19 protein-coding genes are annotated in these 22,860 nt (G+C 68.6%); 15 read left to right on the forward strand and 4 right to left on the reverse strand.

The genetic code is table 11. The annotated features are described in order from the left end of the window. The first annotated feature begins 71 nt into the window (after positions 1-71). Positions 72-707 carry a TetR/AcrR family transcriptional regulator gene (locus OQ789_RS09990; protein WP_324685358.1) on the forward strand — a complete coding sequence of 212 codons (636 nt, stop codon included), beginning with the start codon at positions 72-74 and terminating at the stop codon, positions 705-707. 60 nt (positions 708-767) lie between these two features. Beyond that, on the forward strand, positions 768-2,351 hold the full coding sequence (locus OQ789_RS09995; RefSeq protein ID WP_324685360.1) for an NAD(P)/FAD-dependent oxidoreductase: 1,584 nt from the start codon (positions 768-770) through the stop codon (positions 2,349-2,351). Here OQ789_RS09995 and OQ789_RS10000 read toward each other — a convergent pair. After that, the gene (locus OQ789_RS10000) at positions 2,348-2,680 is read right to left on the reverse strand and encodes a hypothetical protein (RefSeq protein ID WP_324685362.1); all 333 of its coding nucleotides are present in this window, start codon (positions 2,678-2,680) and stop codon (positions 2,348-2,350) included. The genes OQ789_RS09995 and OQ789_RS10000 overlap by 4 nt on opposite strands. Beyond that, positions 2,677-4,227: an MBL fold metallo-hydrolase gene (locus OQ789_RS10005; RefSeq protein WP_324685364.1), complete on the reverse strand. Its 1,551-nt coding sequence runs from the start codon at positions 4,225-4,227 to the stop codon at positions 2,677-2,679. The genes OQ789_RS10000 and OQ789_RS10005 overlap by 4 nt, the downstream gene beginning before the upstream one ends. A gap of 186 nt (positions 4,228-4,413) precedes the next feature. Between OQ789_RS10005 and OQ789_RS10010 the strand changes: the two genes are divergently transcribed. The 4 genes from OQ789_RS10010 to OQ789_RS10025 are packed head-to-tail and all read left to right on the forward strand — an operon-like array spanning position 4,414 to position 7,555. Continuing rightward, a complete protein-coding gene (locus OQ789_RS10010; protein ID WP_324685366.1) occupies positions 4,414-5,181 on the forward strand; it encodes a 1-acyl-sn-glycerol-3-phosphate acyltransferase in 768 nt (255 codons plus the stop codon). A gap of 6 nt (positions 5,182-5,187) precedes the next feature. Next, a complete protein-coding gene (locus OQ789_RS10015) occupies positions 5,188-5,943 on the forward strand; it encodes a lysophospholipid acyltransferase family protein (RefSeq protein ID WP_324685368.1) in 756 nt (251 codons plus the stop codon). 14 nt (positions 5,944-5,957) lie between these two features. Next, the gene (locus OQ789_RS10020) at positions 5,958-6,743 is read left to right on the forward strand and encodes a lysophospholipid acyltransferase family protein (RefSeq protein WP_324685370.1); all 786 of its coding nucleotides are present in this window, start codon (positions 5,958-5,960) and stop codon (positions 6,741-6,743) included. Next, on the forward strand, positions 6,740-7,555 hold the full coding sequence (locus tag OQ789_RS10025; RefSeq protein WP_324685372.1) for an HAD family hydrolase: 816 nt from the start codon (positions 6,740-6,742) through the stop codon (positions 7,553-7,555). The genes OQ789_RS10020 and OQ789_RS10025 overlap by 4 nt, the downstream gene beginning before the upstream one ends. A gap of 7 nt (positions 7,556-7,562) precedes the next feature. Here the strand turns inward: OQ789_RS10025 and OQ789_RS10030 are convergent, their stop codons facing one another. Together OQ789_RS10030 and OQ789_RS10035 are read right to left on the reverse strand one after the other, a co-directional pair. Next, positions 7,563-9,191 carry an N-acetylmuramoyl-L-alanine amidase gene (locus OQ789_RS10030; protein WP_420716077.1) on the reverse strand — a complete coding sequence of 543 codons (1,629 nt, stop codon included), beginning with the start codon at positions 9,189-9,191 and terminating at the stop codon, positions 7,563-7,565. A gap of 130 nt (positions 9,192-9,321) precedes the next feature. Next, positions 9,322-10,335, reverse strand: coding sequence for a PirG (locus tag OQ789_RS10035; RefSeq protein ID WP_324685374.1), 1,014 nt, complete (start codon positions 10,333-10,335; stop codon positions 9,322-9,324). 254 nt (positions 10,336-10,589) lie between these two features. On the opposite strand from OQ789_RS10035, the gene glf reads away from it, so the two are divergent. The 9 genes from glf to fadD32 all read left to right on the forward strand — a co-directional run bounded on the left by glf (position 10,590) and on the right by fadD32 (position 22,856). Further along, positions 10,590-11,780: a UDP-galactopyranose mutase gene (gene glf / locus OQ789_RS10040; protein WP_324685376.1), complete on the forward strand. Its 1,191-nt coding sequence runs from the start codon at positions 10,590-10,592 to the stop codon at positions 11,778-11,780. Next, positions 11,780-13,669, forward strand: coding sequence for a glycosyltransferase (locus tag OQ789_RS10045; protein WP_324685378.1), 1,890 nt, complete (start codon positions 11,780-11,782; stop codon positions 13,667-13,669). The genes glf and OQ789_RS10045 overlap by 1 nt, the downstream gene beginning before the upstream one ends. Continuing rightward, a complete protein-coding gene (locus OQ789_RS10050; protein WP_324685379.1) occupies positions 13,662-14,204 on the forward strand; it encodes a phosphatase PAP2 family protein in 543 nt (180 codons plus the stop codon). Before OQ789_RS10045 ends, OQ789_RS10050 begins: the two co-directional genes overlap by 8 nt. Further along, positions 14,201-15,109 carry a decaprenyl-phosphate phosphoribosyltransferase gene (locus OQ789_RS10055; RefSeq protein ID WP_324685380.1) on the forward strand — a complete coding sequence of 303 codons (909 nt, stop codon included), beginning with the start codon at positions 14,201-14,203 and terminating at the stop codon, positions 15,107-15,109. Before OQ789_RS10050 ends, OQ789_RS10055 begins: the two co-directional genes overlap by 4 nt. Continuing rightward, positions 15,096-17,066 carry a terminal beta-(1->2)-arabinofuranosyltransferase gene (gene aftB / locus OQ789_RS10060; protein ID WP_324685381.1) on the forward strand — a complete coding sequence of 657 codons (1,971 nt, stop codon included), beginning with the start codon at positions 15,096-15,098 and terminating at the stop codon, positions 17,064-17,066. Before OQ789_RS10055 ends, aftB begins: the two co-directional genes overlap by 14 nt. Positions 17,067-17,457: 391 nt before the next feature. Beyond that, positions 17,458-18,510, forward strand: a complete 1,053-nt coding sequence (locus OQ789_RS10065; protein ID WP_324685383.1) for an alpha/beta hydrolase family protein — start codon at positions 17,458-17,460, stop codon at positions 18,508-18,510. 162 nt (positions 18,511-18,672) lie between these two features. Beyond that, the gene (locus OQ789_RS10070; RefSeq protein ID WP_324685463.1) at positions 18,673-19,575 is read left to right on the forward strand and encodes an alpha/beta hydrolase family protein; all 903 of its coding nucleotides are present in this window, start codon (positions 18,673-18,675) and stop codon (positions 19,573-19,575) included. Positions 19,576-19,683: 108 nt separating this feature from the next. Then, complete coding sequence (locus OQ789_RS10075; protein WP_324685385.1) at positions 19,684-20,694, forward strand: cutinase family protein; 1,011 nt, start codon at positions 19,684-19,686, stop codon at positions 20,692-20,694. Positions 20,695-20,957: 263 nt separating this feature from the next. Continuing rightward, the gene (fadD32, locus tag OQ789_RS10080; RefSeq protein WP_324685387.1) at positions 20,958-22,856 is read left to right on the forward strand and encodes a long-chain-fatty-acid--AMP ligase FadD32; all 1,899 of its coding nucleotides are present in this window, start codon (positions 20,958-20,960) and stop codon (positions 22,854-22,856) included. Positions 22,857-22,860 lie beyond the last annotated feature (4 nt).

A 22,860-nucleotide genomic window follows, 5' to 3' on the forward strand; every position in this document is an offset into this window, starting at 1 on the left:
CGACCGAAAGTTTTGTCAATATTGACACAACAAGGCGGTAGGCCGCCGGATCGGCTTGGTACCTTCGTCTGATGGTCAGGCCCGCTCAGACGGCGCGCAGCGAGCGCACCCGCGAGGCGTTGCGGCAGGCCGCCGTGGTGCGTTTCCTGGCGCAGGGCGTGGAGGACACGTCGGCCGAGCAGATCGCCGCCGACGCCGGGGTGTCGCTGCGGACCTTCTACCGCCACTTCGGTTCCAAGCACGACCTGCTGTTCGCCGATTACACCGGGCTGCACTGGTTTCGCTCCGCCCTGGATGCCCGGCCGGCTGACGAGCCCATCATCGATTCGGTGCAGGCGGCCATCTTCTCGTTCCCCTACGACGTCGACGCGGTGACCAAGATCGCCACCCTGCGCCAGGACGAGCTCGATCCCGGCCGCATCGTGCGCCACATCCGCGACGTGCAGGCTGATTTCGCCGACGCCATCGGCGCGCAACTGCAACGGCGTGGCGGTGGGGCGAACGGCGGCGCGGACTCGACGACGGACCAGCGGGTGCGAGCCGCGGTCGCCGCCAGATGCATAGCGGCCGCGGTATTCGGCGCGATGGAGGTCTGGATGGTGAGCGACGAACGGTCTTTGGGCGAACTCGCGCGGCTGTGTCATGCGGCGCTGGAGTCGCTGCGCGCCGGGATCACCGACTCCTGGGTCACGGCGGCCCGCCCCTGAAGTTTCGTCATAATTGACAAAACTTTGCCGCCGTGCGAGCCTCCACCCGGAGGGCAGGACATGACTGATTACGACGCGATAGTTATCGGCGCCGGCCATAACGGGCTCACCGCGGCCGTGCTGCTGCAGAAGGCCGGATTACGGACCGTGTGCCTGGACGCCAAGCGCTACGCGGGCGGCATGGCCTCCACCGTCGAGCTTTTCGACGGCTACCAGTTCGAGATCGCCGGCTCGGTGCAGTTCCCGACCTCCCAGGTGGTGGTCGACGAGCTGGGCCTGGACACTATCCCCACGATCGACCTGGACGTGATGTCGGTGGCGGTCCGCGGCGTCGGGGACGATCCACTGGTGCAGTACAGCGACCCTGTCAAGCTGTTCACCCATCTCAACGAGGTGCACGGGGCGGACGCGGTCAACGGCATGGTGGGACTGATGGCCTGGAGCCAAGGCCCCACCCGCGCGCTGGGGCGGTTCGAAGCCGGAACGCGACCCAAGAGCATCGACGAGATGTACGCCTGTGCCACAAACGAATTCGAACGATCCGCCATCGACGACATGCTGTTCGGGTCGGCCACAGACGTCCTGGACCGCTACCTGCCCGACCGCGAGAAGCACGGGGCGCTGCGCGGCTCGATGACCGTGCTCGCGGTGAACACGCTCTACCGGGGTCCGTCCACGCCGGGCAGCGCGGCCGCGCTCGCGTTCGGCCTGGGCGTTCCCGACGGCGACAGCATGCAGATGAAGAAGCTGCGCGGCGGCATCGGCGCGCTCACCTCGCACCTGTGCGACGTGCTGGCCGGTCACGGCGGCGAACTTCGGTTGCGCACCAGGGTGACCGAGATTCTCACCGCCGACGGGCGGGTGACCGGGGTGCGTACCGAGGCGGGGGAGACGTTGAACGCGCCCGTCGTGGTCTCGGGCATCGCGCCGGACGTGACGCTCAACGAGATGATCGATCCCGCCGCGCTGCCCACCGACATCCGGGATCGCTATGCGCGCATCGACCACCGCGGCAGCTACCTGCAGATGCACTTCGCGCTCGAGGAGGCCCCCGTCTTCGCCGCGCCCTACGAGGCCCTCAACGAGCCGGCCATGCAGGCATCGATCGGCCTGTTCTGCACGCCGGAGGAGGTCCAGCGGCAATGGGAGGACGCGCGGCGCGGAATCGTGCCCGCCGACCCGACGGTCGTGCTGCAGATCCCGTCGCAGAACGACCCGGGCCTGGCGCCGGAGGGGAAGCATGCCGCGTCGGCCTTTGCGCTGTTCTTCCCGATCGAGGGTGACCCCAACAAGGCAAGTTACGGACAGGCCAAGGTCGAAATGGGCCAGCGGGTGATCGACAAGATCACCAGGCTCGCACCGAATTTCGAGCGCAGCATCATCCGGCACACCACCTTCACGCCGAGGCACATGGGCGTGATGTTCGGCGCCCCCGGCGGCGACTACTGCCACGGGCTGTTGAACGCCAACCAGATCGGCCCCAACCGGCCCGGGCCGCGCGGATACCTCGGCCAGCCGATCCCGATCGACGGGCTGTATCTGGGCAGCGCCGGCTGCCACGGCGGGCCGGGGATCACCTTCATCCCCGGCTACAACGCGGCGCGCCAGGCGCTCGCCGACCGCGACGCGGCGGACGCGTCTTAGCCGCGCCGCCTCAGCAACTCGTCCAACAGGGCGGTGAACTCGTCGGGGCGCGCGGGAGTGAACGCCGGGGCGGGCCGCGCGCCCGGCACGTCCAGTGTGATCAGCGTCGACTTGAACGGCCGCCCGATGTCCAGCGGCAGCCACCGGCGGAAATCCGACGTGCCCCAGACGCGGAAGCGATGCCAGAACAGGTCCAGCCGCTCGGCCCGATACCCGCGGATGGCGTCGAGCGCGATCACCTTCGATGTGCCCGACGGAAAGTGGTAGCGGCGCAACGTGATCGCCGCGCCGTCCAGCTGGACCAGGCCGTCGTCGTAGGATTCGTTCACGCCCGCGAACTCCGCAACTGGTGGCCCTTGGCGGTCAGGCAGCGCCCGTCGTCCAGTCGCCATTGCCAGCCATGCAGGTTGCAGGTCAACGTGTTTCCCTCGACCACGCCGAATTTCGACAGGTCCGCCTTGAGGTGGGGGCACCGGCGCTGAATCTCCCAGCCGTCCAGCGTGACCGAGGCGGTGTCGTCGTGGGTCTCGGCGAACCAGCCGTCGGCGTAGGCGATCCGTTCGCCGGTCAGGCACTTGAAGAACGTGTAGAGGTACTCGTTGTAGCCGCCGACCCGCCAGGCCCGGAAACGCGTCGACAGGAATATGGTGTTGACCCAGTCCGGCTCGCGGTCGCGGAGCACGGTGCGGACCAGCTCGGGTGCTATCGCGAACCCGTAGCGCACCTTCTCGTCTGGAATCTTTTCCCGCACAGCCCTTTTCGGGAAATCCAAGATCACTGTCTCGGGCCCCAGCACCAGTTCGACGGGATAGCCGATGCCGTCGCAGATCTCGTCGCTCTGCGACATGATCGGCTCGAACAGGGCGCGCAGCGGCTCCAGCAGCGGCTCCCCGGTGGCCGGCGCCCAACTCGCCCGCTCCGCGGCGATGACCGGTGCCATCCGCTCGGCATACCCGGCGATGTAGTCGGCCTTGCCGGTGGTGAAGATGGCCTCGACCTGGTCGGTGGGCAGCGGATGGGTCAGCGAGTTCAGGGCCGCGCCGGTGAAGTCGGCGGTCGACCCGGGGATCATCAACAGCCCGCCGTCGTTGCCGTGCCTGCGCATCTGGTCGAGGAAGACCATCTGGTCGGGAAAGATGTTGGCCGGGTCCCCGTGGTCGTCGTTGAGGTCGCGCAGCCCGGGATCCAAAAAGCACGGCGGGCCCGCGGACGGCACCACCCACGTCGCCCCGACCTGGGCGAGGTACTGGCGGGCGCGGTCCATCTGGCGTTGCCGCTTCTGGACGCCGAACGATTCCTTGGCGCGCGCCGGCATGTCGTAGACCATCGGATACCAGATGGCCCCGGAGTACTGCAGCAGGTGCACGTCGATGTGCCCGAACTCCGACGCCAGCACGTCGAGGTCCACCGGCCGGGCGTCGTTCATGTTGAAAACCGTTGTCGCACCGTCGGATACGAGCAGTGCCGAGTCACCGATCGGGCCGTCGGCCGGCGCCCGCAGGGCGATGATCATGACGTCGAGGTCGCCGCCCGCGCCGCCGATCCGGTGCCGAACCGAGTCGGTGGTCTCGAAGAAGCGGTGAAAACCCAACTTCTGCAACTCATTTCGAAGATCGGGCACCGGGAAGTCCGGCAGCAGCACCACTGCGTCCTTGTTGACGTGCTCGGCCAGGTTCTTGGCGTCGAAGTGGTCCTTGTGCAGGTGCGACACGTACAGGTAGTCGCAGTCCCCCAGCTCGTCCCAGTCCAGCGCGCTGTTGTCCGGGAACGGGAACCAGGACGCGAAGTACGCGGGGTTGACCCACGGGTCGCAAAGGATGCTGCCCGCTCGGGTCTGGATCCGAAGTCCGGCGTGGCCGACGCTGGTGACCTGCACTGATACCTTCCTGGGGCCGGGAGACGGCCTTCGAAGGGCTTCGGCGGCCTCGGGCCTGGGTGACGGCTTTTCAGCCCCCGAGCTTAGCGCGGGCGCAGGGCGTCGGCCCGCCGCCGGTGCCCGGGCACCGGGAGGATTTCCGGCTGTCGGGACGGCGTTCGGCGGGGAGCATTAGGCTGAAGTGCTGTGGAACCGGTTTACGGGACTGTCATTGCGCTCGCCCGCCTGGTGTGGCGCGTCCAGGGTCTGAAAATCACGATCGCGGGCGTGGAGAACTTGCCGACCAGCGGCGGCGCGGTGATCGCCATCAACCACACCGGCTATCTGGACTTCACCTTCGCGGGGTTGCCGGCCTACAAGCAGGGCCTGGGCCGCAAGGTGCGGTTCATGGCCAAGCAGGAGGTTTTCGACCACAAGGTCACCGGGCCGCTCATGCGCAGCCTGCGGCACATCTCGGTGAATCGGCAGGACGGTGCCGCCTCCTTCGAGGCCGCCGTGCGCAACCTCAAGGACGGCGAGCTGGTCGGCGTCTACCCCGAAGCCACCATCAGCCGAAGCTTCGAGATCAAAGAATTCAAGTCGGGGGCCGCGCGCATGGCGGTCGAGGCCGGGGTGCCGATCGTTCCGCACATCGTGTGGGGCGCCCAGCGGATCTGGACCAAGGACCACCCGAAGAAGCTGTGGCGTCCGAAGGTTCCGATCATGGTGCTGGTCGGCGAGCCGATCGAGCCCACGCTGGCCATCGAGGAGCTCAAGGGGCTGCTGCATTCGCGCATGCAGCATCTGCTGGAGCGCGCGCAGGAAATGTACGGGCCGCACCCGGCCGGCGAGTTCTGGGTGCCCCGCAGGCTGGGCGGGGGCGCCCCGTCCCTGGCGGAGGCGGCCCGGCTGGAGGCCGAGGAGACGGCCGCCCGCGCGGCTCGCCGGGCCCGGCCCGCAGGGGCGCCGGAGTAGCGATCGATGGTGGAGCCGACGTTCCGCACGTTGGAAATTCTGGCTCAACTGGCGGTCAAGGTGACCGGCACCAGGATCACCTACCTCGGTGAGGAGCACGTCCCCGCGACCGGCGGCGCCGTGGTGGCCATCAACCACACCGGCTACGTCGACTTCTTGCCCGCAGCCCTGGCCGTACACCGCCGGGGCCGCCGGCTGAGGTTCATGATCAAGGCCGAGATGCAGCAGGTCAAGCCCGTCAACTTTCTGATCAAGCACACCCGCAGCATCCCGGTGGACCGCGGCGCCGGGGCGGGCGCCTACGCGGTGGCGGTGCAGCGGCTGCGCGAAGGTGAGCTGGTGGGGGTGTATCCGGAGGCCACGATCAGCCGCAGCTTCGAGCTCAAGGAGTTCAAGACCGGCGCCGCGCGGATGGCGATGGAAGCCGACGTCCCGATCGTGCCGGTGATCGTCTGGGGCGCGCAGCGAATCTGGACCAAAGATCACCCGCGTAACGGGGGTCGCGCCAAAACACCGATTACTGTGCAGGTAGGCGCGCCATTGCGGGCACGTGCTGATGTCGCGCAGACCAACGCCGCCCTGCGCGACTCGATGGTCGCGTTGCTGCACGGGGCGCAGGAGCGCTATCCCGGCGAGCCGGGGGCGTACTGGATGCCGCGTCGGCTGGGCGGTGGCGCGCCCACGCCGGCGGAGGCAGCCCGGATGGAGGCCACCGAGGCGGCGGCCCGATCGGCCAGGCGGGGCGAGGACCCGTCGCGGTAGGCGAAGGAGAAGACATGCCCGAGGGGTTCTACCGGCTGGGGGAATGGATCGTCCCGCCGCTGGTCGCGATGCAGGGGACCAGGTTCACCTATCACGGCCTGGACAACATCCCCGCCCGCGGCGGCGCGCTGCTGGCGCAGAACCACACCAGCTACCTGGACTGGCTGCCGACGCTCATGGCCGTGCGGGAGCGCCGGCGGCGCGCGTACTTCATGATCAAGGCGGAAATGGCCGATGTGAAGGCCGTCAACTACGTGATCAAGCACGCCCGGCTCATTCCGGTGGATCGCAGGTCGGGGCACGACGCCTTCGACCTGGCCGTACAGCGCATGCGCGAGGGTGAGCTGATCGGGATGCATCCCGAGGCCACCATCAGCCGCAGTTTCGAACTGCGGGAGTTCAAGAACGGCGCGGCACGCATGGCGCTCGAGGCCCGGGTGCCGATCGTCCCGATCGTCGTGTGGGGGGCGCACCGGATCTGGCCCAAGGATCATCCGAAAAAGGTGTTCCGCAACAAGGTTCCGATCACCGTGGCGGCCGGCCAACCGCTGCCGCCGCACGGCACGCCCCAGGAGCTCATCACGCTGTTGCGTTCGGCGATGAACGACCTGCTGTACCGGGTGCAGGAGCAATATCCGCACCCGGAAGACGAGTTCTGGGTGCCGCGGCGGTTGGGTGGCAGCGCGCCCAACCAGGAGGATTCCCGCGCCATGCGGCTCTCGGAGTTGCAGGAGCGGATGGAGAAATACGGAACCGACGGCGTGACGCGGCCGGGGCAGAACCAGAGCGGGCTGCATTGACCCTGCCCGCGCTCATCGCGTGCGACGTCGACGGCACCCTGTTCGACGACGACGAGAAGATCTCCCCGCGCACCCGTGACGCCATCGGCGCCGCGGTGGCGGGCGGCGCGCGGTTCGTCGTGGCGACCGGCCGTCCGCCCCGCTGGATCCGTCCCGTCGTCGACGCGCTGGGCTTTGCGCCGATCTCGGTGTGCGCCAACGGCGCCGTCATCTATGACGCCGCCACGGACCGGGTGATGTCCACCCGCACGCTGGCCGTCGACACCCTGGCCGAGCTGGCGGAGCTGGCCACGCGCGTCATCCCAGGCGCCGGGCTGGCCGTCGAGCGCATCGGCGAAAGCGCCCACGACACTGCCACCCCCCAGTTCGTCAGCTCGCCCGGCTACGAGCATGCCTGGCTGAACCCGGACAACACCGAGGTGTCGATCCAGGATCTGCTCAGCGCTCCGGCGATCAAGCTGCTCATTCGCCGCTCCGGAGCCCGCAGCGACGACATGGCGGCCGCGCTGGCCAAGCACGTCGGCATCGGGGGCGACATCACGTATTCCACCAACAACGGCCTGATCGAGATCGTGCCGCTGGGGACCAGCAAGGCCACCGGCATCGAGGAGATCGCCCGGCCGCTGGAGATCGCCGGCGAGGAGGTGGTGGCGTTCGGCGACATGCCCAACGACCTGCCGATGCTGCGGTGGGCGGGACACGGCGTGGCGATGGGCAATGCCCATCCCGACGTGCGGGCGGCGGCCGACGAGGTCACCACCGCCAACAACGACGACGGGGTGGGCCGGGTGCTGGAACGCTGGTGGCTTTAGCGGCCGGTCAGGTCGGCGTCGGGTGCGACGGCAGCGAGAAGTGCTCGGCCGGTACCGTTGGGCCGCTTGGTGATTCGGTCGCCAGCGGGGCCGTGATGCCGTCCACCACCTCGGTGACGTTTCCGGTCAGCCGCTCGAAGTTCAGCGTGCCATGCTGGAAGTTCTGGGTAATCTGAAGCGGCTCATGGATTTCCGCGCTGGTCGGCAATCCGAGCGGGCCACGCTCGTAGCTCTGCGAGCCCCAGGCGTCGTAGATGGCGCCGGTGACCGGCTGGGCGCCCGTCTCGGGTGACCAGTACATCGCGCCGCGGGCGAAGGTGACGAAACGGGCATCGCCATCCGCGCTGTCCTCCGGCGAGGTCGGGGCGCCCAGCACGCTGTTCATCCCGCCGATCGCCAGCCAATGGTCATAGATCGCGCCCCCCTGCAACGCCTTGAGCAGTTCTTCCGGCGGATCGTTGACATGTGTTGCGATATCCCGCATTTCGTCCATCAGCGCGTAGGCGGCGTTGCCGGGGCAGTCGGTGTTCCCGACGTCGCGGTGGGTGAAGATGGTCGGCAGCGTCGCGATGGAGCCGGCCGGATACGTGGTGTAGTGGCTGCCGGCCGACTCCAGTTGCACGGTGCCCTTGGGGTCGACGCCGTCCAGCCCCAGCCGCCAGCCGAGCAGCCGGCCCATGGTTCTGAGCTGGATCGGGGTGGGGGGTACGTCGTCGAAGTTGCCGATCATCGCCACACCCCAGGTGTTGCGGTTGAATCCGCCGGTGTGGAAAGCCTCGACCGCCTTGGTGAGGCCGCCCGCGCTGCCTTCGAACACCTGGCCGTACTTGTCGACCAGTGCGTTGTAGGCGATGTCGCACCAGCCCAGCGTCTTGCTGTGGTAGGTGTAAATGGCCTTGACGATCCCGGCCGATTCGAGCGGCGAATAGTCATTGCTGCCAGCGGTGTGATGCACCACCGCGGCGCGAATCCCGTTGTCGTACTGGGGTGCGCCGCACCGCAGCGACTCGTCGGCGCCCCATTGCGCCCGGCTGATGATGGGGGGAGCCTGGCCGGGCATCAAGACGCCGGCCGGGGGTGTCCAATGCTTGTCGGCCGGCGCCTGCGGTGGGGAGATGAGGACGGCCGAGATGTTCTGCCCGAACGGCTGTTCCCTGGAGGCCGGCTTGTAGCCCAGGTCGGTCTTCTGCCGCGGCGGCGGCTGGGTCGCCGTCGCGTCGAGGGGGCGAGTGACCGCGACCTCGACGGTGGTGGTGGTGCCGACGAACACCGGATCGGTGCCGCGCGGCCCCTCGAGCGAGCCGGCGGCCGTCGCCGGGTCGGGCGCCGCCGTCTCGTATTCGGTCTGATACCAGGGCCCCCACGACCCGTCGGTGTGTTTCGCACGCACCCGGGTTGAGGTGCCTGCCAGGTCACCGGTGAGGGCGATCAGGGAAAACGGGCTGGCCTGGCTGATTTCGCGGACCGTGACGCCCGCGCCCAGCCCGACCAGCGGCTGCTCGACGAGTTGGGTGCCGCGAGGCGGCGGCGGCCCGGCGGTGCCGCGATCGCGGGTCGTGTCCGCCAGCCAGGAGACGAGGACGACGGTCGCCGCCACGGCGGTGAGCAGCATCGTCGGCGCGCGACTGCGAGACACCAGCTGATGTTACGTGTGATTCCAATGTTATCTATGAGACGACACGAGCCAAGCGCCGGCGAATCTCCCCAAAATCGACGGCACCGCAGCCCATGCTGCGGTGCCGTCTTGTTGGAGGGTTTGTGCGGGACTAGACCGGGGGCAGTGCCGGCACCGCGCCGGCGGCCGCCGGCAACGCGCCGGCCGCACCCGCGGCGGCGGGCAGGGCACCCGGCAGGGCACCCGCGGCGCCCGGTAGCGCACCCGCGGCACCAGGCAGGGCACCCGCGGCGCCCGGCAGGGCACCCGCGGCACCCGCGCCACCGTGCATGCCCTGCGTGATGGCCGGCATGACCAGGCCCTTGAGCAGATCGATCGCCTGGCCGGCGCCCAACTGGTTGGCGGCTTGCATCACGTCGTTGACCAGGCCGCCACTGGCGCCCCCGGTGCCCGAACCGCCGCCCAGGCCGGTGCCGCCGCCGATCGGCGAGGCGTTACCGAAGGTGGACGGGTCGCCCAGGATCGGGTAGGTGCCACCGACGCCCGGGTCCAAACCGGCCCCGGAGTCGATCGGCACCTCGCTCGGCGACATCGCCGCGCCACCCAGGCCCGGCGTGACTCCGGCCGGGCTGGTCAGCCCGGGGTTGGACAGCGCCGGGTTGAGCCCGGCGCCCGGGGTCGCGACGCCGCCACCGGGGGTGGCAGGCAGCGCGCCGGGCGCGGTGAGTCCGGGCGTCAAGGGCGCCGCACCAGGGCTGGTCAGGCCCGGATTGGTCAGGCCCGTCGTGCCCGGGGTCGCAGTTCCCAGACCCGGCGTGCCCAGACCGGGCGTGCCCAGGCCCGGGGTCGCCGTTCCGAGACCCGGCGTGCCCAGACCCGGGGTGCCCAGGCCGGGGCTGGTGAGACCCGTTGTGGTGGCACCCCCGTTGAGGGCGGGTATCGGGGGCATGTTGATCCCGAATTGCGACAGACCCTGCGACAGGGCGCCCATCAGCTCACCGGGCAGGTCGCTCATCACCGCGGCCTGCTTGAATTCGTGATGCTCGGGCGCCTTGGTGCCGGCGGTCGATTCGTAGACAAGGAAGTATGCGCACGGACTCGCCACTGCCAGGGCGGCTACCGCGCTCATGGCTGTCGAGAGCTTGCGTCGGCGTCGGTTCGGCACGGAAGTCTCCTCTATCTGACTATGTGTTCTTCTCGGCGCGTCCCACGCTGCTAAGTCCGTGGGAATCACACAAAGTCGATGGTACGAGTGGGAAGACTGTTACTAGAGTGGTGATATTGAATCGTGAGGCAATTGCGACCCGCACTGTGATCGCCGATCCCGGCCCCCAGCAACACCGTCATCGCGGCGCGGGGGCCGCGCCATGGCCTCGCCAAATGGGTTAGGGCCCCGCGGTCGGATACCCTAAGCAACCGATGACCGCTCGTTTCGATCTTTTCGTCGTCGGCTCTGGATTCTTCGGACTGACCATTGCCGAGCGCGTGGCTACCCAGCTCGGGAAGCGCGTCCTCGTGGTGGACCGCCGGCCGCACATCGGTGGCAACGCCTACTCGGAAGCCGAGCCGAACACCGGTATCGAGGTGCACAAGTACGGTGCCCACCTGTTCCACACCTCCAACAAGAGGGTCTGGGACTACGTGCGGCAGTTCACCGACTTCACCGACTACCGTCACCGCGTCTTCGCGATGCACAACGGGCAGGCCTACCAGTTCCCGATGGGGCTGGGCCTGGTGTCGCAGTTCTTCGGCAAGTACTTCAGCCCGGACGAGGCCCGCAAGCTCATCGCCGAACAGGCCGCCGAGATCGACACGGCCGACGCGCAGAACCTCGAGGAGAAGGCGATCTCGCTGATCGGCCGGCCTCTCTACGAGGCCTTCGTCAAGGGGTACACCGCCAAGCAGTGGCAGACCGACCCCAAGGAGCTGCCCGCCGCGAACATCACCCGGCTGCCGGTGCGCTACACCTTCGACAACCGCTACTTCAGCGACACCTATGAGGGCCTGCCCGTCGACGGCTACACCGCCTGGCTGCGCAACATGGCCGCCGACGAGCGCATCGAGGTGCGGCTGGACACGGACTGGTTCGACGTGCGCGACCAACTGCGCGCCGACAGCCTCGGCGCGCCGGTCGTCTACACCGGGCCGCTGGACCGCTACTTCGACTACGCCGAGGGCCGACTCGGCTGGCGCACCCTGGACTTCGAGCTGGAAGTGCTGCCCATCGGGGATTTCCAGGGCACGCCGGTGATGAACTACAACGACCCCGACGTGCCCTACACCCGCATCCACGAGTTCCGTCACTTCCACACCGAGCGTGACTACCCCACGGACAGGACCGTGATCATGCGGGAGTACTCGCGCTTCGCCGCCGACGACGACGAGCCCTACTATCCGATCAACACCGAGGCCGACCGCGCGCTGCTGGCCGCCTACCGGGCCCGGGCGAAGGCCGAGACCGCATCGTCGAAGGTATTGTTCGGCGGCCGGCTGGGCACCTACCAATACCTGGACATGCACATGGCCATCGCCAGCGCCCTGAACATGTACGACAACGTTCTCGCGCCGCACCTGCGTGACGGCGCGCCGCTAGTTGAGGAAACCGTCTGATGACTCGTGCCGTGAGCCTGCTGTCCCGGATCATCTTGCCGCGTCCCGGCGAGCCGCTCGACGTGCGCAAGCTCTATCTCGAGGAGTCGACGACCAACGCCCGGCGTGCCCATGCCACCAGTCGCACCTCGCTGGAGATCGGCAAAGAGTCCGAGGTGTCGTTCGCCACCTACTTCAACGCGTTCCCGGCCAGCTACTGGCGGCGGTGGTCGATCTGTGAGTCGGTGGTGTTGCGAGTCGAGCTGACCGGTACCGGGCGTGTCGACGTGTACCGGACCAAGGCCACCGGGGTGCGGATCTCGGTGCAGGGCCGCCAGTTCGTCGGCACCGACGAGCAACCCGCCGTCGTCGAGATCGAGGTACCGCTGCGGCCGTTCGAGGACGGCGGCTGGATCTGGTTCGACATCACCACCGACACCGCGGTCAACCTCGTCAGCGGCGGCTGGTACGCCACCGAGCCCGCCCCCGGCACCGCCAACATCGCCATCGGCATCCCCACGTTCAACCGCCCCGCCGACTGCGTCAACGCGCTGGCCGACCTCACGGCGGATCCATTGGTGGACAAGGTGATCGGTGCGGTGATCGTGCCGGATCAGGGCACCCGCAAGGTGCGCGACCATCCGGACTTCGCGGCCGCGTCCGCCGGACTGGGCAGCCGGCTGTCCATCCACGACCAGCCCAACCTCGGTGGCTCCGGCGGCTACAGCCGGGTGATGTACGAAGCGCTGAAAAACACCGATTGCCAACAGATTCTGTTCATGGACGACGACATCCGCATCGAGCCGGACACGATCCTGCGGGTGCTGGCGCTGAGCCGCTTCGCCAAGACGCCGACGCTGATCGGCGGGCAGATGCTCAACCTGCAGGAGCCGTCGCACCTGCACATCATGGGCGAGGTCGTCAACCAGGCGAACTTCATGTGGACGGCCGCGCCGCACGCCGAGTACGACCACGACTTCGCCGCATTTCCGTTGAACGACAAGAACGATCGCAGCGCGCTGCTGCACCGGCGCATCGACGTCGACTTCAACGGCTGGTGGACGTGCATGATCCCGCGGCAGGTCGCCGAGGAACTGGGCCAGCCGCTGCCGCTGTTCATCAAATGGGACGACGCCGAATACGGTCTGCGCGCCGGCGAGCACGGCTACCCGACGGTCACGCTGCCCGGCGCCGCAATCTGGCACATGGCGTGGAGCGACAAGGACGACGCGATCGACTGGCAGGCCTACTTCCACCTGCGCAACCGGCTGGTGGTGGCGGCGCTGCACTGGGGCGGCGACATCACCGGCCTGGTCCGCAGCCACCTCAAGGCCACCCTGAAACACCTTGCCTGCCTTGAATATTCGACTGTCGCGATCCAGAACAGGGCGATCGACGACTTCCTCGCCGGCCCGGAGCACATCTTCTCGATCCTGGAATCGGGGCTGCCCGAGGTGCATCGGCTGCGCAAGGAATACCCGGACGCCGTGGCGCTGCCCGCGGCCAGCGAATTGCCGTCGCCCGCGCACAAGACCAAGGCGATGAAGCCGCCGGTGAACCCGGTGTCGGTCGGCTACCGGCTGATCCGCGGCGTCCTGCACAACATGACCAAGGCGGACACGGCGGCCCACACGCGGCCCGAATTCAATGTGCCGACCCAGGACGCGCGCTGGTTCCGGCTGTGCACGGTCGACGGCGTGACGGTTACCACGGCCGACGGCTGCGGCGTGGTCTACCGCCAGCGGGACCGGCGAAAGATGTTCTCGCTGTTGTTCGCATCGGTGCGCCGTCAGCGTCAGCTGCTCAGCCGGTTCGACGAGATGCGCCGGGTGTATCGCGACGCGCTGCCCGTGTTGTCCAGCAAGCAGAAGTGGGAGACGGCGTTGCTGCCCGCTGCCGAACATGCATGAGGCCGCCGCCGCACAGGCGCCCCGCGGCGAGGTGGCCGCGCTGGTCGCAGTCCAGGCGGCACTGGGCGATCGGCCTGGGGCGCTGCCCGTGGCGCGCGCGCTGTCGTACTTCGGCGAGCACAGCATCGGCTGGGTGGCCGTCGCCGCGCTCGGCGCGGCGCTGTCGCCGCAGCGGCGCCGGGACTGGCTGGTGGCCGGGGCGGGCGCGTTCGCTGCGCACGTCACCGCCGTCGTCGTCAAGCGGATCGTGCGCCGCAAGCGGCCGCACGACCCCGCCGTCGTGGTCAACGTCGGCACCCCCAGCCAACTGAGTTTCCCGTCCGCACATGCCACTTCGACCACCGCCGCAGCGATCCTGATGGCCCGGGCCACCGGCCTGCCGCTGCCCGCGGTCCTGGTGCCGCCGATGGCGTTGTCGCGGATGCTGCTGGGGGTGCACTACCCCAGCGACGTGGCCTTCGGCATCGCGCTGGGTGCCGTCGTTGCGGCCGTCGCGCGCCGCGCACAAGAGGTCGCAAGGGGTGAAGCCGAATGACTGAGGACGTGGTGACCCGACCGTCGGGCAACCTGGTCACCGGGTTGATCAAGGCGATACGCCCGCGGCAGTGGGTGAAGAACGTGTTGGTGCTCGCCGCGCCCGTGGCCGGGCTGGGCAGCGGTAATCGGTACCACTACGGCCAGATGCTCACGCAGGTGGGGTTGGCGTTCGTGGTGTTCAGCCTGGCGGCGTCGGCGGTGTATCTGGTCAATGACGTGCGCGATGTCGAGGCCGATCGCGAGCACCCGACCAAGAGGTTCCGCCCGATCGCGGCGGGCGTCGTGCCCGAGTGGCTGGCCTACTTCCTGGCGGTGCTGCTGGGCGCGGCCTCGCTGGGCATCGCGTGGCTGGTGACGCCGAACCTGGCGCTGGTGATGGCCGTCTACCTCGTCATGCAGCTGGCGTACTGTTTCGGCCTCAAACATCAAGCGGTGCTTGACATCTGCATCGTGTCGTCGGCATACCTGCTGAGGGCCATCGCCGGCGGTGTGGCCACCAATATCCCGCTGTCGCAGTGGTTTTTGCTGTCGGCCGCGTTCGCTTCGCTGTTCATGGTGGCCGGCAAGCGCTACGCCGAACTGCAGCTCGCCGAGCGCACCGGCGCGGCGATCCGCAAGTCGCTGGAGAGCTACACCAGCACCTATCTGCGGTTCGTCTGGACGCTGTCGGCCACCGCGGTGGTGATCTGCTACGGCCTGTGGGCCTTCGAGCGTGACCACCACTCGGGGTCCTGGTACGCGGTGTCCATGGTGCCGTTCACCATCGCGATCCTGCGCTACGCGGTGGACGTGGACGGCGGCCTGGCCGGCGAACCCGAAGACATCGCGCTGCGCGACCGGGTGCTGCAGCTGCTGTTCCTGGCGTGGGTCGCAACAGTCGGAGCCGCCGTTGCCTTCGGTTAGCCCCGAACTGCAGGCACTCAAGGCGCGCATGATGCGCAGCCGGCCGGTGATCAGGCGGCCCGGCTGGCCGGTGTTTCCGTACACCACCATGGTCCGGGCCAGCCTGTGGACCAGCGTGGCGGTGGTCGCCGTCCTGTTCGCGTGGGGAAGTTGGCAGCGCCGCTGGATCGCCGACGACGGCCTGATCGTGCTGCGCACGGTGCGCAACCTGCTGGCGGGCAACGGCCCGGTGTTCAACCAGGGCGAGCGGGTGGAGGCCAACACCTCCACCGCCTGGACCTATCTGATGTACGCGGGGAGCTGGGTGGGCGGCCCGATGCGCATGGAATACGTCGCGCTGGCGCTGGCGCTGGTGCTCTCGGTGCTGGGCGTGGCGCTGCTGATGGTGGGCGCCGCGCGGTTGTACGCGCCCAGCCTGCGGGGCCGCAAGGCCGTCATGGTGCCGGCCGGCGCGCTGGTGTATGTCGCGCTGCCCCCGGCGCGCGACTTCGCCACGTCCGGCCTGGAGAGCGGTTTGGCGCTGGCCTACCTCGGGCTGCTGTGGTGGATGATGGTCTGCTGGGCGCAGCCGGTGCGCAACCGCGCCGACCGCAGGGTGTTCGCGGGGCTGCTGGCGTTCGTGGCCGGGTTCAGCGTGCTGGTGCGGCCGGAGCTGGCGCTGATGGGTGGCCTGGCGCTGATCATGATGCTCGTCGCGGCCCGGACCTGGCGCCGCCGCGCGCTGATCTTGGTGGCCGGGGGTCTCGTCCCGGTCGCCTACCAGATCTTCCGGATGGGGTACTACGGCCTGCTGGTGCCCGGCACCGCCCTGGCCAAGGACGCAGCCGGGGACAAGTGGTCCCAGGGCATGATCTACCTCTCGAACTTCGACGCGCCGTACGCGGTGTGGATACCCCTGGTGCTGCTCGTTCTGCTGGGCGTGCTGCTGTTCGCCGCGCGCCGGCGGCCGTCGTTCCTGCGCCCCGCGCTGGCGCCCGACTACGGCCGGTTCGCCCGCGCCGTGCACAGCCCGCCCGCGGTGGTGGCGTGGGTGCTGGTCAGCGGTCTGGTGCAGGCCCTCTACTGGATCCGGCAGGGCGGCGACTTCATGCACGCCCGGGTGCTGCTGGCGCCGCTGTTCTGTCTGCTGGCCCCGGTGGCCGTCGTCCCCGTCGCCATCCCCGACGGCCAAGACTATTCGCGGGAGACCGGAAACTGGGTGGCCGGCGCGGCCGGAGCCTTGTGGCTGGGGCTGGCCGGCTGGTCGCTCTGGGCGGCGAACTCACCCGGGATGGGCGACGACGCGACCCACGTCACCTACACCGGGATCGTCGACGAACGCCGCTTCTACGCCCAGGCCACCGGTCACGCGCACCCGCTGACGGCCGCGGACTACCTGGGCTATCCGCGGATGGCCGCCATCCTGACCGCGCTCGACAACACCCCGGGCGGGGCGCTGCTGCTGCCGTCGGGCAACTACATTCAGTGGGACCTGGTGCCGATGCTGCAGCCGCCGCCCGGAAGCCCACCGCAACCGCCGCAGCACACGGTGTTTTTCACCAACCTCGGCATGGTCGGCATGAACGTCGGGCTCGACGTCAGGGTGATCGACCAGATCGGTTTGGCGAATCCTCTTGCGCAACACACGGAACGGCTCAAGCACGGCCGCATCGGGCACGACAAGAACCTCTTTCCTGACTGGGTGATCGCCGACGGGCCGTGGGTGAAGCTGCCCCCGGGGATTCCGGGCTACCTGGACCAGCAATGGGTCGCCGAGGCCGTCGCGGCGCTGCAGTGCCCCGAGACGAAGGCGGTGCTCAGTTCGGTGCGTGCGCCGATGACGCCGCACCGATTCCTGTCCAACCTGGTGAATTCCTTCGAGTTCACCACCTACCGGATCGACCGGGTGCCGCGCTACGAGCTGGCCCGATGTGGGCTGCCCGTGCCCGACGAGGCCCCGCGGCCACCTCGCGAGTAAGCGTCGCGCAGAAGAATTTTCGGCGCACGCCGAACAAATCACACCGCACCGGCGCTGAAAAGATGGCAGCAACATCACAATTGGCCCCTCACCAGCGGCCAATGGCGCGCAGGCACAAGTCGAAGCGACGACTCTTAGACACATGTTTGACGTGAAAACCGCTGGGTAGGAGGGGTGCTCGACGGCTGATGCGCACGCCTCGATGCGACCGAATGGCGCAACGTATGGTTGACTACACGAGCACTGCTGCGCTTGGCGCGGCGACGATGCGGGCCACGACGGCCCGACCAGGAGCCGTGTGTTCGGGTCCGCGCAGACAGTTTGACCAATCAAGAATGTGACCGATCGGTGAAATGCGCCGAAAGGCTGCAAGAAGGATGAGGAAGCAAGGATGACGCTTGTCGACAGATTGCGGGGCGCCGTGGCGAGTATGCCGCGCCGGCTCGTCGTGGCGGCCGCGGGTGCGACGTTGCTCTCGGGCCTCATTGGCGCCGTCGGAGGCTCGGCGACCGCCGGGGCGTTCTCGCCCCCGGGTCTGCCGGTGGAATACCTGCAGGTTCCGTCCGCCGGAATGGGCCGCGACATCAAGGTTCAATTCCAAAGCGGCGGCGACAACTCGCCCGCGCTGTACCTGCTCGACGGTATGCGCGCGCAAGACGACTTCAACGGCTGGGACATCAACACCCCGGCGTTCCAGTGGTACAACCAGTCCGGCATCTCGGTCGCCATGCCCGTCGGTGGCCAGTCCAGCTTCTACTCCGACTGGTACAAGCCCGCCTGCGGTAAGGCCGGCTGCACCACCTACAAGTGGGAAACCTTCCTGACCAGCGAGCTGCCTGCCTACCTGCAGAGCCAGAAGCAGGTCAAGCCGACCGGCAGCGCGGTCGTCGGTCTGTCGATGGCCGGTTCGTCGGCGCTGATCCTGGCCGCCTACCACCCGCAGCAGTTCATCTACGCCGGCTCGCTGTCGGCGCTGCTGGACCCGTCACAGGGCATGGGCCCGTCGCTGATCGGCCTGTCCATGGGCGACGCCGGTGGCTACAAGGCCGCCGACATGTGGGGTCCCAAGGACGACCCGGCCTGGGCGCGCAACGACCCGACGCTGCAGGTCGGCAAGCTGGTCGCCAACAACACCCGCATCTGGGTGTACTGCGGCAACGGCAAGCCATCGGACCTCGGTGGCGACAACCTGCCCGCCAAGTTCCTCGAGGGCTTCGTGCGGACCAGCAACCTGAAGTTCCAGGACGCCTACAACGGCGCCGGTGGCCACAACGCGGTGTGGAACTTCGACGCCAACGGCACCCACGACTGGCCCTACTGGGGCGCGCAGCTGCAGGCGATGAAGCCTGACCTGCAGTCGACGCTGGGCGCCACCCCGGGCGCGGGCCCGGGTCCGGGTGCGGCCCCAGGTGCCGCCAACGCCGGTAACGGCCAGGGCACCTAAAACACGCCAAGCAGTACGACGAGCGGCGGGAACCCTTCGGGGTTTCCGCCGCTCGTTGTTTACCGAGTGTGTGACTTGTTTCACTACCCGGCGACCGGGGGAACTAAGGCGCTGGCTAATGTGCATGCAGCGACTACACGATGGAGGGTGGACATGGCGGTCATGCGGGGTGTGTCGGCGCTTTTCCGGGTGTTCTGCGTGGCCGTACTGGCGGTCGGCCTGGCCTTCGCGCTGCAGAACGCCGCGACCGTCGGCAAAGCCAGGGCGGCGGGCTACGAAAGCCTGATGGTTCCGTCGGCGGCCATGGGCCGCGACATTCCGGTGGCCTTCCTGGCCGGCGGCCCGCACGCCGTCTACCTGCTAGACGCCTTCAACGCGGCCCCGGACGTGAGCAACTGGGTCACCGCCGGTAACGGCATGAACACGCTCGGCGGCAAGGGCATCTCGGTGGTGGCCCCGGCCGGCGGCGCCTGGAGCATGTACACCAACTGGGAGCAGGACGGCAGCAAGCAGTGGGACACCTTCCTGTCCAGCGAGCTGCCCGACTGGCTGGCCGCCAACAAGGGCTTGGCGCCCGGCGGCCACGGCGCCGTCGGCGCCTCGCAGGGCGGCTACGCGGCGATGGCGCTGGCCGCCTTCCACCCCGACCGGTTCGGCTTCGCCGGGTCGCTGTCCGGGTTCCTCTACCCGTCGAGCACCAACTACAACGGCGCGATCCTGGCCGGCCTGCAGCAGTTCGGCGGCGTCGACGGCAACGGCATGTGGGGCGCCCCGCAGCTGGGCCGGTGGAAGTGGCATGACCCGTACGTGCACGCCTCGCTGCTGGCGCAGAACAACACCCGCGTCTGGGTGTGGAGTCCCACCAACATGGGCGGCGACGACGCCGCGATGATCGGCCAGGCCGGCGCGGCGATGGGCAGTTCGCGCGAGTTCTATCAGCAGTACCGCAGCAACGGCGGGCACAACGGCCACTTCGACTTCCCCGGTGGCGGCGACAACGGCTGGGGCTCCTGGTCGGGGCAGCTGGGGGCGATGTCGGGCGACATCGTCGGCGCCATTAGGTAGGCCGCTGCCCGGACAGGGCTGTCCTCCCAGCCGGTAGCGTGTAGAGGGCGCAGCGGAGTTCGCAAGGACCGCATGGCTGCGATCCACTGACTCTGCCGGCAGGAGAACATGGCTACAAACGCGCGGCGTAAGCGCCGCCGCACCCTCGCGTGGATCGCGGCACTGTCGGTCGCGGCCGTCGTCTTCCTGGGCATCCTGGCCGCAGTGACCTTGCTGCGCGGCCACGAGTCGGAGCCCAGCGCGGTGCCGCCCGGGGTGCTGCCGCCATCGTCGACGACGACGCACCCGCACAAGCCGCGGCCCGCCTCCCAGGACGCGTCGTGCCCCGACGTGATGCTGGTCGACGTTCCCGGCACCTGGGAGTCCTCCGTGCAGGACGACCCGGCCAACCCGCTGCAGTTCCCCAACGCGCTGCTGCACAAGGCGACCGCGACCCTGACCCAGCAGTTCCCGTCGTCGCGGCTGCAGGCCTACACCACGCCGTACACCGCGCAGTTTCACAACCCGCTCAGCGGCGACCCGCAGATGTCGTACAACGCCAGCCGGGCCGAGGGCACCCGCGCCACGGTTCAGGCGATGACCGACATGAACGCCAAGTGCCCGCTGACCAGCTATGTGCTGATGGGCTTTTCGCAGGGCGCGGTGATCGCGGGCGACATCGCCAGCGACATCGGCAACGGCCGCGGACCCGTGGACGACGACCTGGTGCTCGGTGTGACGTTGATCGCGGACGGCCGTCGTCAGATGGGGGTCGGCAACGACGTCGGGCCCAACCCGCCGGGGCAGGGCGCCGAGGTCACGTTGCACGAGGTGCCCATCCTGTCCGGGATGGGGCTGACGATGACGGGCGCGCGCCCGGGCGGTTTCGGCGACCTCAACGGCAAGACGAACGAGATCTGCGCGCCGGGCGACCTGATCTGCGCCGCCCCGGAGGAGGCGTTCAGCATCGCCAACCTGCCTGCCACGCTGAACACCCTGGCCGGCGGGGCCGGCCAGCCCGTCCACGCCCTGTACGCGACGACGCAGTGCTGGAGCATCGACGGGGCGCCGGCGACCGACTGGACGCTCAACTGGGCTCACGGTCTGATCGCGAAGGCGCCACAACCGAAACACGGATGATCGCGGCGGTGGACACAAGCCTCAGGTGGCGGTTACCGGTGGCGATCAGCGGTACCTTGTGATTTGGTCTGCCGTGGCCAGCCCCGTAACATTAAGAGGAATTTAAGAGCAATCGGACCTCTGTCGCGCGCCCGGCCGGGCTCGATGCCGGCGGGTGGTGTGCGAGGTCCGGTGTGCGCGTAAACATGTAACCGTCGGCGGAGCCGACCACAGAACCACGTGTCGGCGGAGCCGGCCGAAAACAGGTGCGACAGGAGAGCGGCATGGTGTACCACAACCCGTTCATCGTGAATGGAAAGATCAAGTTTCCGGACAACACCAACTTGGTCAAGCACGTTGAGAAGTGGGCGAAGGTTCGCGGCGACAAGCTCGCCTACCGGTTCCTGGACTTCTCCACCGAGCGCGACGGCGTCGCCTGCGACATCTCCTGGTCGGAGTTCAGCGCCCGCAACCGCGCCGTGGGCGCCCGCCTGCAGCAGGTCACACAGCCCGACGACCGCATCGCCGTACTCTGCCCGCAGAACCTGAATTACCTCGTCGCACTCTTCGGCGCGCTGTACGCCGGCCGGATCGCGGTGCCGCTGTTCGATCCGAGCGAGCCGGGCCACGTCGGCCGCCTGCACGCCGTGCTCGATGACTGCACCCCGTCGACGATCCTGACCACCACCGAGGCCGCGGAGGGCGTCCGCAAGTTCATCCGCGCCCGTTCGGCCAAGGAGCGCCCCCGCGTCATCGCCGTCGACGCCGTACCCAACGAGGTCGCATCCACCTGGGAGCCGCCCGAGGCCACCGAGAACACCGTCGCCTACCTGCAGTACACCTCCGGTTCCACCCGCACCCCGACCGGCGTGCAGATCACCCACCTGAACCTGCCCACCAACGTGCTGCAGGTGCTCAACGGCCTGGAAGGCAAGGAGGCCGACCGCGGCCTGTGCTGGCTGCCGTTCTTCCACGACATGGGCCTGATCACGGCGCTGTTGTCGCCGGTGATCGGTCACAACTTCACGTTCATGACCCCGGCGGCCTTCGTGCGCCGGCCCGGCCGGTGGATCCGCGAGATGGCGCGCAAGCCCGAGGACGCCCCGGACTGCGAGGTCATCACGGTCGCGCCGAACTTCGCGTTCGAGCACGCCGCCGTGCGCGGCGTGCCCAAGGACGGTGAGCCGCCGCTGGACCTGAGCAACGTCAAGGCGATCCTGAACGGCAGCGAGCCGGTGTCCCCGGCGTCGATGCGCAAGTTCTACGAGGCGTTCTCGCCCTACGGTCTGCGCGAGACCGCGATCAAGCCGTCCTACGGACTGGCCGAGGCGACGCTGTTCGTCTCCACCACACCGATGGACCAGGCCCCCACCGTCATCCACGTGGACCGCGACGAGCTGAACAAGCAGCGCTTCGTCGAGGTGCCCGCCGATTCGCCGAAGGCCGTTCCGCAGGTTTCCGCCGGCATCGTCGGCGTCGACGAGTGGGCCGTCATCGTCGACCCGGAGACCGCCAGCGAGCTGCCGGATGGTCAGATCGGCGAGATCTGGCTGCACGGAAACAACATGGGCATCGGCTACTGGGGCAAGGAAGAGGAGACCAACGACGTCTTCCGCAACATCCTCAAGTCGCGGATCACCCAGTCGCACGCCGAGGGCGCGCCCGACGACGGCATGTGGGTCAAGACCGGCGACTACGGCACCTATCACAACGGCCACCTCTACATCGCCGGCCGCATCAAGGACCTGGTCATCATCGACGGCCGCAACCATTACCCGCAGGACCTCGAGTACTCGGCGCAGGAGGCCAGCAAGGCGCTGCGCACCGGCTACGTGGCCGCCTTCTCGGTGCCGGCCAACCAGCTGCCGCAGGAAGTGTTCGACAACCCGCACGCCGGCATCAAGTACGACCCCGACGACGGCTCCGAGCAGCTGGTGATCGTCGCCGAGCGCGCCGCCGGCTCGCACAAGCTGGACTACCAGCCCATCGCCGACGACATCCGGGCCGCGATCGCCGTGCGCCACGGCGTGACCGTACGCGACCTGCTGCTGGTGCAGTCGGGCACGATTCCGCGTACCTCGAGCGGCAAGATCGGCCACCGTGCCTGCCGCGCCGCCTACCTGGACGGCAGCCTGCGAAGCGGTGTCGGCTCCCCGACCGCCTTCGCCAGCGAAACTGACTGAATCT

Source organism: Mycobacterium sp. 94-17 (assembly GCF_035617725.1).
GTDB lineage: Bacteria > Actinomycetota > Actinomycetes > Mycobacteriales > Mycobacteriaceae > Mycobacterium.

What these genes read in the sequence shown, in the direction of transcription:
- OQ789_RS09990 (WP_324685358.1), top strand. Translation starts at nt 72, where the DNA reads ATGGTCAGGCCCGCTCAGACGGCGCGCAGCGAGCGCACCCGCGAGGCG.
- OQ789_RS09995 (WP_324685360.1), top strand. Translation starts at nt 768, where the DNA reads ATGACTGATTACGACGCGATAGTTATCGGCGCCGGCCATAACGGGCTC.
- OQ789_RS10015 (WP_324685368.1), top strand. Translation starts at nt 5,188, where the DNA reads ATGGTGGAGCCGACGTTCCGCACGTTGGAAATTCTGGCTCAACTGGCG.
- OQ789_RS10020 (WP_324685370.1), top strand. Translation starts at nt 5,958, where the DNA reads ATGCCCGAGGGGTTCTACCGGCTGGGGGAATGGATCGTCCCGCCGCTG.
- glf (WP_324685376.1), top strand. Translation starts at nt 10,590, where the DNA reads ATGACCGCTCGTTTCGATCTTTTCGTCGTCGGCTCTGGATTCTTCGGA.
- OQ789_RS10045 (WP_324685378.1), top strand. Translation starts at nt 11,780, where the DNA reads ATGACTCGTGCCGTGAGCCTGCTGTCCCGGATCATCTTGCCGCGTCCC.
- OQ789_RS10050 (WP_324685379.1), top strand. Translation starts at nt 13,662, where the DNA reads ATGCATGAGGCCGCCGCCGCACAGGCGCCCCGCGGCGAGGTGGCCGCG.
- OQ789_RS10055 (WP_324685380.1), top strand. Translation starts at nt 14,201, where the DNA reads ATGACTGAGGACGTGGTGACCCGACCGTCGGGCAACCTGGTCACCGGG.
- OQ789_RS10065 (WP_324685383.1), top strand. Translation starts at nt 17,458, where the DNA reads ATGACGCTTGTCGACAGATTGCGGGGCGCCGTGGCGAGTATGCCGCGC.
- OQ789_RS10070 (WP_324685463.1), top strand. Translation starts at nt 18,673, where the DNA reads ATGCGGGGTGTGTCGGCGCTTTTCCGGGTGTTCTGCGTGGCCGTACTG.
- OQ789_RS10075 (WP_324685385.1), top strand. Translation starts at nt 19,684, where the DNA reads ATGGCTACAAACGCGCGGCGTAAGCGCCGCCGCACCCTCGCGTGGATC.
- fadD32 (WP_324685387.1), top strand. Translation starts at nt 20,958, where the DNA reads ATGGTGTACCACAACCCGTTCATCGTGAATGGAAAGATCAAGTTTCCG.